Source organism: Kaistella sp., from assembly GCF_041824135.1.
In the GTDB taxonomy this organism is placed as follows: Bacteria; Bacteroidota; Bacteroidia; order Flavobacteriales; family Weeksellaceae; genus Kaistella.
Genome location: NZ_JBGZYM010000117.1, coordinates 43951 through 59126 on the forward strand (window position 1 = coordinate 43951; position 15176 = coordinate 59126).

General features: G+C 35.7%; 11 protein-coding genes and 1 tRNA gene. 5 read left to right on the forward strand and 7 right to left on the reverse strand.

Annotation, left to right across the window (positions count from 1 at the left end; genetic code table 11):
- Positions 1-53: 53 nt before the first annotated feature.
- Both ACEYOS_RS14675 and fsa read left to right on the forward strand, forming a co-directional pair.
- The gene (locus ACEYOS_RS14675) at positions 54-3647 is read left to right on the forward strand and encodes a gliding motility-associated C-terminal domain-containing protein (protein WP_373709510.1); all 3594 of its coding nucleotides are present in this window, start codon (positions 54-56) and stop codon (positions 3645-3647) included.
- Positions 3648-3762: 115 nt separating this feature from the next.
- Positions 3763-4416, forward strand: a complete 654-nt coding sequence (fsa, locus tag ACEYOS_RS14680) for a fructose-6-phosphate aldolase (protein WP_373709511.1) — start codon at positions 3763-3765, stop codon at positions 4414-4416.
- Positions 4417-4490: 74 nt separating this feature from the next.
- Here fsa and ACEYOS_RS14685 read toward each other — a convergent pair whose 3' ends face one another.
- Complete coding sequence (locus tag ACEYOS_RS14685; RefSeq protein ID WP_373709512.1) at positions 4491-5912, reverse strand: T9SS type A sorting domain-containing protein; 1422 nt, start codon at positions 5910-5912, stop codon at positions 4491-4493.
- A 264-nt stretch (positions 5913-6176) separates the two neighbouring features.
- On the opposite strand from ACEYOS_RS14685, the gene ACEYOS_RS14690 reads away from it, so the two are divergent.
- Genes ACEYOS_RS14690 through ACEYOS_RS14700 form a run of 3 tightly spaced genes read left to right on the forward strand, consistent with a single transcriptional unit; the run spans position 6177 to position 7706 of the window.
- The gene (locus ACEYOS_RS14690; protein ID WP_373709513.1) at positions 6177-6809 is read left to right on the forward strand and encodes an NAD(P)H-dependent oxidoreductase; all 633 of its coding nucleotides are present in this window, start codon (positions 6177-6179) and stop codon (positions 6807-6809) included.
- A gap of 30 nt (positions 6810-6839) precedes the next feature.
- Positions 6840-7280, forward strand: a complete 441-nt coding sequence (locus ACEYOS_RS14695; protein ID WP_373709514.1) for a MarR family winged helix-turn-helix transcriptional regulator — start codon at positions 6840-6842, stop codon at positions 7278-7280.
- Positions 7281-7283: 3 nt separating this feature from the next.
- Complete coding sequence (locus ACEYOS_RS14700; RefSeq protein WP_373709515.1) at positions 7284-7706, forward strand: organic hydroperoxide resistance protein; 423 nt, start codon at positions 7284-7286, stop codon at positions 7704-7706.
- A gap of 310 nt (positions 7707-8016) precedes the next feature.
- Here the strand turns inward: ACEYOS_RS14700 and ACEYOS_RS14705 are convergent, their stop codons facing one another.
- From ACEYOS_RS14705 to ACEYOS_RS14730, 6 genes are all read right to left on the reverse strand, one after another.
- Positions 8017-8262, reverse strand: coding sequence for a GIY-YIG nuclease family protein (locus ACEYOS_RS14705; protein ID WP_373709516.1), 246 nt, complete (start codon positions 8260-8262; stop codon positions 8017-8019).
- 118 nt (positions 8263-8380) lie between these two features.
- A tRNA-Arg gene (locus ACEYOS_RS14710) sits at positions 8381-8457 on the reverse strand.
- 69 nt (positions 8458-8526) lie between these two features.
- Positions 8527-10305 (reverse strand): TonB-dependent receptor, encoded by a 1779-nt coding sequence (locus ACEYOS_RS14715; RefSeq protein ID WP_373747932.1) that lies wholly within the window; start codon positions 10303-10305, stop codon positions 8527-8529.
- 116 nt (positions 10306-10421) lie between these two features.
- Positions 10422-13385: a tetratricopeptide repeat protein gene (locus tag ACEYOS_RS14720; protein ID WP_373709518.1), complete on the reverse strand. Its 2964-nt coding sequence runs from the start codon at positions 13383-13385 to the stop codon at positions 10422-10424.
- A 246-nt stretch (positions 13386-13631) separates the two neighbouring features.
- The gene (locus ACEYOS_RS14725; RefSeq protein WP_373709519.1) at positions 13632-13886 is read right to left on the reverse strand and encodes an acyl carrier protein; all 255 of its coding nucleotides are present in this window, start codon (positions 13884-13886) and stop codon (positions 13632-13634) included.
- Positions 13887-13904: 18 nt separating this feature from the next.
- Positions 13905-15176, reverse strand: coding sequence for a beta-ketoacyl synthase (locus ACEYOS_RS14730; protein WP_373709553.1), 1272 nt, complete (start codon positions 15174-15176; stop codon positions 13905-13907).

Below are 15176 nucleotides of genomic sequence, written 5' to 3' on the forward strand. Positions count from 1 at the left end.
TAGGTCGAAAATATGTTTTAATAAATAACGTATTTTTGAAAAAAAATGATTTGATGAAGAAGTTTTATTTTTTAGTGTCTTTCTGTTTATTCATCCTTGGCTACGGACAGTCTGTTCAGCTCCATAATCCCGACAATAACAGCGTATATCCGAACGAACAGAATTTTTGCACTGGCGAACAATTTAATTTAAAAGTTGATGCGGTTGCGAGTTCTACTGGGGATTATGCATATACAGGAGTTAGTCCTGCTGGTTACGGATTTTCGGCAGGATCAACGCCAATTATCTTTCCTTCTTCGGGTAGCAATAAGTTCAGTGAAGCTTTTCCCATTGGATTTAGTTTTAGCTTTTATGGAAAAACCTATACTAAGGTCGTTATGGGAAGTAATGGCCGTTTGGTTTTTACGAATGATCCAGTATTAGAAAATCTTAAAAACAATGCCATTTATACCGACCGGACTTTCAGCGGAGTGACAGGTTATAATAGTTACACCAAATTGCCTTCTACCGACTATAATAAAGTTTTCAGCGGTAGTCAAACGCAGGAATTAAATTTAGCGCAAATATTTTTTGGATACACTGATCTTGTTCCCAAATCTGCGAATGGTTCGGTAGCGTATTTATACAAAAATGTCGTTGTTGACGGCGTCAATGGTTTAATGGTTTCTTTTCAAAATCAGATTAGAACTGATGGGCTTGGTGGTATTTCAAGCGCCAGATATAACAGCAATGTGTTGCTTTTAGAGGATGGTAGAGTGGTCATTTATGTTAATGACAAATCCGAAGTCAATTATAATGCAATCCTGGGAATCCAAAATGACGACGCTACTAAATCTAAAGTTCCTGATCATAGCACTAGTGGACAGGATTATAATAATGGTCCCTGGACAAGTGAAGGTAAAGCCTGGCTTTTTACACCCAATCAAAATTTGACACCCGTTTTTAAATGGACGAATAACGGTAATCCGGTGGGAACGAATTCGGATACCTTAAATAACTTTGCACCAGCCAATAATGATGTTTTAAAAGTAGAAGTTACTTATTTGGAAGATGCCTCGATCATTGCGACCGATCAAGTAAAGTTTAAAAAAATTATTACTCCAATCATAGAAGGGACGCTTAATTGCGCTTATGATATGAAGGTTAATGATGCCACGTTTGATTCTAATTTACTTTACACCTGGTACAGAGTCGGTGAAACTTCACCTGTGGGATCCGGTCGTAATTTATCGCTTCACAGGAAAGGAAGTACTATTGGAGATTACTATGTTAAAATTTCGAATTTAGATGGTTCTACGCTTTGTGCCGGGTCCAATGAGAGTAACCGCTTAAATTTCAGCAAGCAAAGATTTCCGGATCTGGTGAAGAATAGTTATTGTTTAACTGATAATACTTTATCAAGTCCTGCTTCGAAAACCATTAATTTATACGATCAATTTTATCCTAAATATAATGCGGCTTCTGGTTTGGAACCGTATAAAATTTTATTTTATACCAATGCAGGAGTAGTTTCTGACGCTGATGCTGCAAATTTTGTAGTGCCAGCCAATACTGAACTTAATTTGAGATTCGCGGTGCAGGAAATTACGGGAACTTACACCTGTTATGAGGGCGGATTGACACTCTATTATTTGAGCATGCCACCAACCAAAACTATTTCCCTGTGTGCTTCGGTTACGAATTATAATTTGAGAGCGGGTTTTCAAAATCCAGCTTATCCACTTGCGTATGCGTATTACTATACTTATGTTGATGATGGATCGATCGCAGATAGAGATGCCATTGATGTTACCAGATCAGTCAATGTAAAAACGAGTGCGGCAAACTGTTCTACCAATACCGTAGTTAATTTTGTTTTAGGTGCTACGGTGACTTTGCCCAGTGTTCCGGGGCAGGAGAGATGTGCTGGTAACGATACCAATGCGAATCGTTTTGATTTTAACCTTCTCAAAGCTACACTTGATCCAAGCAATCAATATGATATTAAGTTTTATTCTAAATCAACCAATCAAGAAATAGTTCCCGTGGCTGGTCCGGTTGCAGGTGCAAATCTTAATTTGTCAGGTTATTTTTGGTCTGCCATCAATGGTGATTATGAAATTTACGCTAAAGTGATTGATAGGGCAGATCCTAGCTGTTTTTCAATTTCAAATGATATTTTATTAAGAGTCTATAATAAACCGAGGTTGCAAGTTTCAAATCCGATCTCCCTTAAAAACTGTCTGGGAAATCCTGTTTTCAATTTAAGTCAGGATCCAAGTACGATAACCAATGCAGGTCCAGGCATTAATGTAAAACTTGAATATTATTCGGGCTCCAATGTATTGCTTTCAAATGCAGAGGTGAGTCAATATGACGCCAGTGTTCTTGGTATGACACCATACATTAAGGTGATTTATAATATTTCGTGCAGTGATATTGTACTCTTTGATTTAGGATATTATCCAAAACCTGCGGCAGTAAAAGGAGAGATCAAAGTGTGTTCAGAACTTAATTATTCGCTTCAAAACTTTAAAAATGAAGTAATTAATAATTCCGCGAATTATGCATTTACCGATCTTTCGGGAAATCCATTGCCAGCAAATTTCAATTTGTCAACCTTGCCTTTAACCGTGAATTACTTAATAAAGGATAATGCAACAGGATGTATTTCAGATCCGCAACTACTTACCTTTGTGCAGGGTGTAAGTTCCGCTTTAAATGTAACAGAAACTGATTATACTCTGTGTGATACAGACTTCGATGGTAAAACTTCCTTTAATTTGGATTCAAAAAAATCGGTATTTACCAATGATGCTTTTGCGGTTTTTGAATATTTTAAAGATGCCAATCTTACGCAATCCATCAATTCAAATTATACCAATGAAACTGCTTTTGAGCAAACTGTTTATGTTCGGATTACGATTCCTGGATTCTGTCCATCTACAGCGAAAATTAATTTAAAAGTAAACACGCCAACTAAATCTACCACGTTGCTTGACAAATATTTTATTTGTTACGGTGATACTTTGGTGATTGATGCCGGCTCAGAAAACACTTCGTGGAAATGGAGTACAGGTGAAACTACGCGGACTGCCTCTTTCACAAATGCTGGAACTTATTCGGTTGAATTGATGAATTCTAATAACTGTACTTACACGCATAATTTCAGTATTTCTGATGAAAACCAACCCAAAATTCAGGTGATTAATCAAACCAACAATTCGATTGAGGTGATTGCTGAAGGTGGCGTGAAACCGTATTTATATTATTTCAATGGAGTTCCACAATCTTCCAATATTTTATTTAATCCGACTGGCAGTTCATATGTGATTCAGGTAGAATCGGCAACTGCTTGTATTGGGCCACCAAAAACGGTTTATTTTATTAAAATTAATAATGCTTTCAGTCCAAATGCAGATGGAATTAATGATGTTTGGAGAATCGAAAATTTAGACAGAATGGAGCAGGTTTCTATTGTCATTGCAGACAGAAATGGAGCCAAAGTTTTTGAATCCAATACTCCAAGTAAAAATGAATGGGACGGAAAACATAATAATAGAGCTTTACCGACTTCTACGTATTGGTATGTCGTTTCCTGGTATGATCCGGTTTCGCTCAAAGCTGAACAGCGACAAGGCTGGATCTTAATGAAAAATAGAAATTAGAAAAAGATTTCTAATGCAAAGTAACATTGACTTTGAGCGATATTTTTATTTTTGTCTTTTATAAAACTTTTTAGTTGAATTCGAAAATCTTATCTTTGCAAAAACAAAAAGTAATATGAAATTTTTTATCGACACGGCTAATCTGGAGCAAATTAAAGAAGCGCAGGATTTAGGAATTTTAGATGGAGTTACCACCAATCCATCGTTAATGGCTAAAGAAGGAATTAGTGGAAAAGAAGCAATTCTGAACCATTACAAAACCATTTGCGAAATTGCTGATGGCGATATTTCTGCCGAAGTTCTTAGTACTACTTATGAAGAAATGATCAAGGAAGGTGAAGAATTAGCAGCAATTCATCCTAATATCGTGGTGAAAATCCCGATGATCAAAGATGGTATCAAAGCCTTAAAATACTTTTCTAATAAAGGAATTAAAACCAACTGTACTTTGATTTTCTCAGCTGGTCAAGCTTTATTGGCGGCGAAAGCTGGTGCTAATTACGTTTCTCCGTTCTTGGGAAGATTAGATGATATTTCTGTTGACGGAATGAATTTAATCGAAGAGATCAGAATTATTTTTGATAACTACATGTTTGAAACAGAAATCCTGGCAGCGTCTATTCGTTCGCCGATGCATATCATCAACTGTGCAAAAATCGGTGCAGATGTTATTACGTCACCACTGGATTCGATTCTTAACTTATTGAATCATCCTTTGACTGATAAAGGCTTAGCACAATTTGTAGCTGATGCTAAAAAGTTAGGATAATAAGAAGTTTTCTTTTAAATATCAAAAAAACCGTCTGAATATTTCAGACGGTTTTTTCATGGAAATCGTATTGATTAATTCTTAATGAGTTTTTGCGAAAAGACCTCTCCATTTTTTAAATTAATTTTCAGAATATAAATTCCTTTTGAAAGATTACTCGTGTTAATGCTTTTTGGACTTGTAGAAGTTAAGATCATTCTACCATTCATATCGTAAAGGTCAAATTGAACTGCGTTTTCAGCATTCTTAATATTTAAAAAATCTTTTACCGGATTCTCAACTTTAATTTGTTTCAAAGGATTATTGCTGGTTGCTAATCTTCCATCGGTGATGAGAAACTTTACAATTTTTACGTTCACCACGTTTTGGTTTTCATCCTGCAACAATGATTTTATTAAAATGTAATTATCTTTCACTTCAATTTCATGGCCAGAGTTCAAACTGAAATCTCGGACATTATTGATGTTTAAAGAGATTCCTGCAGTGGAGTAGGCATTCAATGCTTTTTGATTTCCTTTCTCATTTAAAACGATAAATAGGTTGTTCGAAAAACCAGCGTCCAAAAAGTTTTCCCCATCTTCAGAAGTTGCAAAACCAGCTCCATTAAACTGCGAATCTAATTGTTCATTTTTCATGACGATCAATCTGCTAAAATTGGGTAGTGGATAATTAGTATAGTTAAATACGGAGTAAACCAAACCATCTTTTGTTGTTCTTGTCGACACATTGGTCTTATTCTGAATGGTGAAGCCGTTGTTTTGATGGCAGGAATGATTATTTAAATCAATGACCGTATTGGTAGACAAAGAATTTAAATCAAAGAATGAAAATAGCGAGGATGACGTCGAACTCACATCACAAGTAGCGATTTTCCCATTTGGAAACTGCCCGATCGGGAAATGATAATTATATTGGATGATCCCGTTATTGCCGGCAGCGGAATCAAGTTGTCCATTGCTTGTAAATTTTTTAGGATAAGTTTCGGCGGAGTTAGTTACCAATAAGCTTTGATCTTTCAAAACTAAAACGCTCAATGCTTGTGGGTCTGTGCTTTCTGTAACTTCATTTAAAATACCGTTCGTTCCAAAAGTAGTGTCCAAGGTTCCATTACTATTATACCGTACAATCTTTGAATCGGTGTAATCGCTGTAATCCACAGATTTCGAACCGAAATAAACGATGATTTTATCGTTTTGTAAAACAGCATTCATCACATTATTGACGCCTAATTCTAACTTTCCATTATTGGCGAAGGTGGCATCTAAAGTTCCATTTGGTTTTAGCTTAAAAATATAGTTGTTATCGGCTAAGATTACAATCTGTAAGATAGAATGATCAGCTAAGATAATGGTGTTGCTGTGAAGAATCTGTTGAGTAGCGCTAAAGCTTGTCGTGTAATTACCGTTGTTTCCAAAAGTATTATCTCTCGTTATGGCAATCTGCGAAAAGGCCTGAATACCGCATAGGGCAATCAGAAAAAAGTAAAGTTTTTTCATATCATTTGTGTGTAGGCAAATTTAGAAATTTAATTAGATGAAAGTGGGGGTTAATAAACCTATTTTAGAAAGTGTTTTGAATTCTCCAGGAAATGACTGGTAGATAGGATATTGGTCTTTAATTAAAACGTACTTATTTTCAAATGTTCAATTTTTTTCTTCCGTATAATTGATAAAATTTAAAATAATACGCAATTAAATTGCGTACAATTTAATTGTTTACTATCTTTGCAATTCAAATTAGATCAATTAAAATAAAAGAAGATGTCATTAATAGAAGATTTAAAATGGAGACACGCTGTAAAAGCGTATGACTCCTCAAAAAAAGTTTCACAAGAAGATCTTAATAAAATACTAGAAGCAGCGAGATTGGCTCCAACTTCTTCGGGACTGCAACCTTTCAGAGTAATTGTTGTTGAAAATCAAGAATTAAAAGAGCAGATGATCAAAGGTGCTTTAAATCCCGAAGTCATGAAGGATTGTTCACAAGTTTTGGTTTTTGCCGCTTGGGATAGTTATTCAGATGCGAAGATCGATAAAGTTTACGATCATCACACCGATGTAAGAGAGTTGCCAAGAGGTCGCTTCGGAAGTTATACAGATCAAATTAAAACTTTGTACAACGGTCAGACTGCTGATGAACATTTTGCACACACCGCTCGTCAAACATACATCGCATTAGGTTTAGCCATGGCACAAGCTGCGGAATTGAAGATTGACAGCACACCAGCTGAAGGTTTCAGCAATGAAGTGGTAGATGAAATGTTAGGCTTGAAAGAACTAGGTCTAAAGAGTGTAACCTTGCTATATCTTGGGTACAGAGATCTGGAAAAAGATTATTTGTCTCATATGAAAAAAGTAAGAATTCCGATGGAGGAATTTATTATCAGTAAATAATTATTTCAATTAATCAGTTGATTTTAAATGATGGACAATCAAGATACTCCCAAATTAGACAATCAAATATGTTTCCCGCTTTATGTAATATCGAAAGAAATTACGGGAATGTACCGTCCGTTTTTAGAAGAATTAGATATTACCTATTCTCAGTATCTGGTGATGATGGTACTTTGGGAAAATGAAGGATTGACCGTTAATCAAATTGGTGAAAAATTATTTCTTGACAGTGGAACTTTGACTCCTTTATTAAAAAGATTAGAAGCCAAATCCTATTTAGAAAGAAAAAGAAAAAAAGAAGATGAACGCGTCGTACAGGTTTTTTTAACGGAAGTTGGGCGAGATCTGCAGAAATTATCCTGTGCAATTCCGGGTAAAATGGCGGAGAAACTCAATCTATCAGAAGATGATCTGGTGGGACTTAAATCGACCGTCGATAAAATATTAAACATCATAGAAAATAAAAAATAAGAAATGAAAATATTATATACAACAAGCGTAACAGCAAAAGGAGGAAGAGACGGGCACGTTAAAAGTGAAAACGGAATTTTAGAATTGGATGTAAGAACTCCAAAAGCTTTAGGTGGAGGCAGCGATGACTTTACAAACCCAGAAATGCTTTTTGCAGCAGGTTATTCAGCTTGTTTTGATAGCGCTTTGAATTTGGTTATTAAAAGATCAAAGATGGAAACAGGAGAAACTACAGTAACTGCAAAAGTGAGCATCGGTCAACTTGAAAACGGCGGTTTCGGCCTAGCTGTGGAATTAGATGTTAATGTTCCGGGCGTTTCTTTAGAAGAAGCTCAATCATTGGTAGAACAAGCGCATCAAGTTTGTCCTTACTCCAACGCCACCCGAAATAATATTGAAGTTCAGCTTGCTGTGACGAACAACTAAATTTCGGATTAATAGAAACACATCAATTATATAGAAGATTAAATCGATTCTGAGATTTAATCAAAGTAAAAAACGGCAAAGCTTCAATACGCTTTGCCGTTATTTTTATTGCTAGATCTGAGAATATTCTTTCTTAAGTTTAAAACTCTTTTCAACCTAAATACAAAAAAGGATAAAAAACTAATTTTATCCTTTTGTGGTGACCGCGGCAGGGTTCGAACCTGCAACCATCAGAGCCGAAACCTGCCTGCCGGCAGGCAGGTCTGATATTTCCCATTTATTAATATCATTTAGCTCATTGGTAATAAATTCAATAACCTAATATCTTCTTTAAAAACTCTCTTCCGCTTCCTGTCTTTAAATACTTTTCACGAAGAACTGCTTCTTCTCTTGTTTGAAATGTTTCGAAATAAACCAATTCCCAAGGCATAAAACCTTTAGTCGATTTTGTTTTGCCAGAATTATGTTGTTTTACCCGTTCATTAAGATCTGATGTTTGACCTTTATACAGCCTTCCATCTTTCTGACTCTTTAAAACATATACAAAATACTCCATTTTATTGTGATATTTTAAAAGGTAAATATCCGATATTACTACATAATTATTATAATCATTTAGTTTTTAACTCTAACTAAAAAACAGAAAAGGATAAAAAACTAATTTTATCCTTTTGTGGTGACCGCGGCAGGGTTCGAACCTGCAACCATCAGAGCCGAAATCTGATATTCTATCCAGTTGAACTACGCAGCCATTTCTTAAATGAATAACCATTAATAAGCAATCTTAAATTACTCATTATTTATTACTCATTGCTTATATTTAGAAACTAATCTTCACACCTCCCAAAATCTGTGCTCCCAAAACTTTATAACCTTTGTAAGTTTGATACTGGGTGTTGAGTAAATTATTTCCGAGTGCGAAAATACTGAAATTTTTGTGAACTTTGTACTCTGCAGACAAATTTAAATCAGCAAATCCACCAACTTTGTCATTTGTGTTCTGAGTGGAGATAAAACTATTGGGATTAAAACCATCATTATTCACTTCAAATGAATTGGTTGTTTGATCCGAACCAAATATTGCTTTCGCACCCACGTTCAATTTTTTGTCCAACATCGAATATTTACCACCTAAACTCGCTTTTATTAGAGGTTTGTTGTAAATGTCATCATTGGTATCTAAGTTATATTTTTCAAAATTAACTTCAGCATCCAAAGAAAGATTTGCTAGTGGGAAATACTGAATACTCGCTTTTGCTTCACTCACCGTTCCATTATCGTAAACGGAAGAGAAGGTATTCGCAAAATCATAAGCCGGACGGTTATAATCGACATCGTAATTAAATAAATCATTGGCCTTAAAGAAAAGAATATCATTCATCTTTCCAAAACCTGCACTGAAATCGTATTTAATTTGCTGGTCAATATCACCACGCAATCCAAAGTAGAATTTATATTTCGTCTCTGTTGCACGTAATTCCTGATCTGAAACCAAATATGGATTCTGCTCCAGTAAATTAGCGTAAGAATTCAAATGCAAACCGCCTGTAATTCCACCATAAAATTTGAATTCATCCGCAGCTGCAAACTGGACTTCTGCTTTTGGAAACCAATACGTTTTATTATTTTTCTGTTGGTCTGTTAAAAGTAAATTTGAATTTTTAGCATTTAAAAATGAAAAATCTGAACCGATCATCAAATAAGAATCGCCTTTAAAAAAAGTCATTTTAGGTGCTAAAGTAGCATTCAAAAATTGGGAAGAATTTTTATCGAGCAAATCAAATTCTGATTTTACAGTCTCTAAATTAATTCCAAAATCAGCATTAAAACGAATATCATCCATACTTGGAAATTCTACGCCATGTTTAGAAAGATTCACTAAAACTTCAGCCTGACTTTCCTTCGCACCAAAATGATCACTCAAGAAAGAAGATTTAAGTCGGACATCATTCAGTATTTCGTTCGAATAGAAATCATAATATCCATTGACTTTAAAACGATTTGTTTTCTGCTGTAAATCAACATTTGAAAATGACGGCGTCAAAGCATAAATCCCATAATAATTATAGTCGTTTAAACCGTAATCAGCATTCACACTGAACTTTCCTAATTCTCCGTAAGAATTTAAAAACGCCCCAACATTCGCGGAACTTTGTTTTGAATCCCAATCATACACTTTTTTCAAACCATTGGTTGAAAGGAAATGTACATCTGCACCAACTTCCATATCGTTTTCTAAAGTGGTTGAAATTAATCCATCAGCTAAAATTTTCCCGTAATTTCCCATTCCTAACTGGAAATAGTTGTTCTGATTCTCTGCTTCAAATTTGGGCGAAATATCTTCTCCCTGAATCAGCGAAGTTTTAAAGTCAGAGGATGCCGGAACATTCGTGATATTGTAAGCGGGCGGATTTGCAGACTTTTCTTCGGGCGGATAGTTTTTTTCCGCTTCGATAGAAGTTTTCTTCTTCTCAATTTTCTTTACTTCTGGTTCGCGTTTACGGTCCAAAATCAATGTTTCATCTTTGATTTGTGAAAAAACTGCGGTCGAAGAAAATAGCAGACCGACTAAAAATATATGTTGAATTCTTTTGTTCATTAATTTAATTTTTTGCGTTTGTTTTATGACGCTAAATGGGTTTCACCCGTTTCTTTTGTTCTTTTCAATGGCTACACCCGTTGCTATTGATGTCGCCACTTCGTGGCTCTGTGGATTTATTTCTTGATCTGCTTTTTTAAATCCTTTGCTTCTGACACAATCTCAGGAAAATCTCCATAGTTGGCGATAATCTGATCCGCGGTGTAACTCGCCTGGTAATTATCTTTCAGACCAATGTAATTTCTGACCATTAAAATTAAAGATTTTGCGCCCCAATATTCCTCGGAAGCATAATTGTTCGCCAGTTTGAAAATAGTTTCGTTAGACGATTTAAAGGCTTTTCCTTTGTTTTGATAGAAGGCTTTTGCATACAAAGCTTCGGCTGCAACCTCCGTGTTTGATGATTTTTCTAAAGAAGTATACGCTGTTTTTGCTTCACTGTCTTTTCCATTATTCATCAGACTTCTGGCTTTAATGACTCTCGCCAGTTCATTAACTGAAGCTGAATTTTTTGGATTTTGAATCACTAAGTCCGCTAATGTTTCTGCCTTTCTGAAATCTTTTTCATCAGCATAAATCTTCATTAATTCTACATTAGCAAAGTTTTTTACATTGATGCTCGTTGAGTTTGAAAGTGAAACCAAATATTTTTTAGCTTCGTTAGAATTGTTCTGTGCTAAATAAATCTGCGCGATTCTGGTTTGTGCATCTTCCTGATAATCGTTCTGAACTTGCGCAACTTCCTGTAAAACCAATAATGCCTTCGTTAGATTCTGAGTCTGGAAATAACTTTCACCCAATTCATATTGAGCTTGATACAAACCATCACCCGTTGGATTCTGTGTTAAATATTTCTCAAAAAGTGGAATGGCATTTTTAAAATCCTTGTTGGCATAAAGCATTTTTGCACGATTCACATTAATTTCATCAATTTCAGAAGCGTCGATTCTTACGCCTAAGCTTTGGGCAAAACTTTCATAACCAGAAACATCTCCTTTTTTAATGAAAATAGGTTTTGCAGCCAAAACTACTTTACTTGCAAAGGCGGTATTTTTATATTGATTCCCAAGAGACTTTAATTCTGTTAAAGCTTTGGCATCATCGTTTTGATCGATGTAATTTTGAGCGCGGTATATCTGTGCATTCGCGACTAAATCTTTATCGCTGCTCGTTTTAATGACTTGGCTAAAATAATCGTTGGAGTTTTTATAATCATCGTTTGCCGCATAAGCCGTTGCGATCTCATATTGCGCATCATCAAAATATTCTGAATTTTTATATTGCGTCAACAACTTTTTCAGTTCTGAAATTTTAGCTACAGTATCTCCTTTAAAACCTAAAGCCATCGCTTTCTGAAACATCGTGTAATCATCGGCACTTTCCGATTTGTCATAAATGGCGATTGCTTCATTCAGTTCGTTATTGGCGTAATAGGTATCTGCCAAACGAAGTTCTGCATCATTTTTAAATTCCGGTTGTGGATCTTTTAGATACGCTAAAAAGTACTGTTTTGCTTTGTCAAATTTCTTTGATTTAAAGTAGGCGTATCCTAAATCATAATTCAATTGTTGTTTTTCCGGGAAATTCTCAGATTGTAATTTCTCAAAACGGACAATCGCAGAAGGATAATTCGACTTCAGATAGTAGGTTTGGGCCAACCAATACAGCGCTCTGGAATTGAATTCTTTATTAATATTGAATTCTAAACTTCGAAGAAAATACTTTTCGGCAGCGTCTAAATTTCCTTTATTAAATTCTTCCGTTCCAATTAAATAAGAAACTTCCTGATCTACTTTATCGGTTTCAGGAGTGGAATTCGGCATCTTATCAATGGCTGCCAATGTTCCTTTATAGTCACCTGAGTACAAATACGATTTCACCAAAAGAGATTTCATCTCTTTCGTCTCTGGACTGTTTGGATATTTTGAAATATAATTTTGGATCACATTCGAAGCCGATTCAAACGGATTTCCAAGTTCGTAACTTAGTTTAGCGTATTGTAAATGAGCGAGTTGCTGAACTTTCGCATCATAAGTCATTTGATAAGCTGACCGAAACGCAGAAAGCGCTTCCTGCTTTTTACCAACTTCTAAATAAGCGTTACCTAACTGGTAATAAGCATTTTGAGACGTTGCAGAATTGCTGTTTAATAATTGATTATAATAAGAAACCGCTTCATCATATTTTTTCAGATGTGCGGAAACAAATCCCATTTCATACAGATCACTTTCAGAAGGATTGGCTTTGCTGTCTAAATAGATTTTCAAATGCGGATAGGCAGAGTCATAATCACCTTTCATGAAATAACTTTCGCCGATCATCTTGTGAACTTCGGCCTTGTAATCTGCAGAAATATTTTCATTTAATAATGAATTTCCTTCTACAATTGCCTTGTCATAGTCTTTGTCATTGAAGTATAACTGAACATAATACGGTTTTACAACCCGGGCATATTTTTCGTTATCTTTAATTTCATCAAAATAATTAAACGCTTTATCGTTCTGTCCATCAGCGTAATACAAATGTCCCAACATATAACCGATGTCATTTTTGTCGGAACCTTCTGCCGATTTATAAGCTTCATCTAAAGCTTCGATCGCGCCCTGAGAATCGCCGGTCATGAATTTGGCATAACCAAGTTTCATGATATACTGCGTGTTTTCTTCTTTGGAAAGTTGGTATTGATTAACGTTTTGTAAAGTTTCCAGCGCCTTATCAAAATCCTTTTGAGCCAAATAGAAATCAGCCAACGGTAAATTGGCCTGTGCGAAATACGCAGAGTTCGGATATTCTTTGATGAACGCGTCAAGTCCTTGTTCCGCGTGATTCTTACGTAAAATAACGCCTATTACATTATCGAAAAACTGAGCTGCTTCTTTTTTTGAATTTGAAAGTGTTTCGTTGTAAAAATACTGTCGGGCATATTCAAATTGGGAAGCATTGTAAATTTTATTTTGGTAAAGGTTTTCTGCGAGGTTAAACCGGTAATTTTCGCGGTCGCTGAAGAATTGAGATTGTTGCGCCTCGGATAAGCCGAAATAGAAAATTGCCGTAGCAATTAATATTTTTTTTGAATTCATTTAATCCTTATTTTCGGAGAGTTTTAGGAAGATTGATCAGAGTAAGAATCCTGATAATGCTTTCCACATTTAATCAACGAAAATAAAGAAAAGTTATTGCTTATACAAGTTTATTTGTTCCTTGTGGAAATGTGGATAACTTTTAATTAAACTCAAAATAGTTTGACTTTACCGTTGAATTATAATAACCAACTCAAAAAATATGGAGCTGTGCAAACATCAAAAAAGTAGTTGAAAATTTGAATATTATTTCTGAGTCAATTTCTCCTCAATCACCGCCAAAGCAGATTTTACGTCGCGCATTTTCTCCATAGAATCAGCATCGATTTCAATATCAAAAACTTCTTCTACATCTAAAACCACATCAACCAAATTAGCCGAATTGATGTTGAGATCATTGATGAAATCAGTGTCTTCGCTAATGTTATTTAAAGCTTCCTCATTTTTAACGTAAGGTTTTACGATCTCTTTCAACTTTTGAATTGCCTCGTCCTTGTCCATATTTTATATTGAAATTTATTAAGAATATTTTTTAAAGATAACACATCCGTTCACATCGCCAAAGCCAAAACTTACTTTTGCAGCAATATTAATTTCTTTTTCAATCAACTTTTGCGGAATACAATCAGCATCAATGATCACTGAAATCTCCGGATTCAAGTCTTCACAATTGATAGTGGGAGCGACAAAGTTTTCAGACAATTGTAAAATAGTCGCCACGCATTCAACACTTGCGGCGGCCGAAAGACAATGACCAGTTAAAGCTTTCAATGAATTGATGTAAGGGAAATCTTTTCCGGAACGGTTTAATGCCGATGATAAATTCTGGATTTCTGTGGAATCTTTTGAAGTTGCAGTTAAATGTCCGCTTATGTAATCAATATCTTTTGCTTCAATTCCCGCGTCTGAAACTGCATCTTTCACACATTTTTGAACCGCAGTGGAATTCGGAGCCGTCATACTTCCGCCGCCGCGCTGTCCGCCGCTGTTTAGATTTCCTCCTAAAATTTCGCAATAGATTTTTGCATTTCTTTCTAAAGCAGATTCCAGATCTTCGATAACCAAAGCTCCGGCTCCACTTCCGGGAACAAATCCTGCTGCTGAAGCACTCATCGGACGAGAAGCTTTTGCTGGATGATCATTCGATTTAAAATTACAGACTTTGATGGCATCAAAACCCGCCCAAATATACGGCCCGGAATCACTCGTGCTTCCAGCCAAAATTCGTTTTGCTTTGCCGGCTTTAATTCGGTCAAACGCCATTAAAATACTTTCTGTGCCTGTTGTACAAGCAGAAGAATTCGTTGTAACCTGATTTCCTAAACCTAATTTCCCACCCAAATAAGCGCTGATTCCGCTGTTCATTGTTTGAGAAACCGCCGTACTTCCTAATCTTCTTGTTTGAAGCGCATCAATTTTATAAATGCTTTCCCGGAATTTTTCAATCCCAGAAGTTCCAGCGCCGAAAATCGTTCCGCTGTCCCAATCCGGATTTTCATTTTGAGATGGTTCTAAACCCGCATCTTTCCAGGCATCTAAACCTGCAATAACGCCGTACATAATTCCGGTCGAATTGAAATTTCGCAATTCTAAATCGGTGAAATATTGGTGTAAATTATCTTTGTCAATGGGCGGGGTTCCGGAAACCTGACAAGAAAATTGCAAATCGGCTAATTGCTGATCAAACTGAATTCCAGAACGACCTTCCTTCAAAGCAGAACGGAAATTTTCTAATCCAATACCATTTGGTGCAACAACTCCTAAACCAGTAATGACAACTCTTCTTTCCAT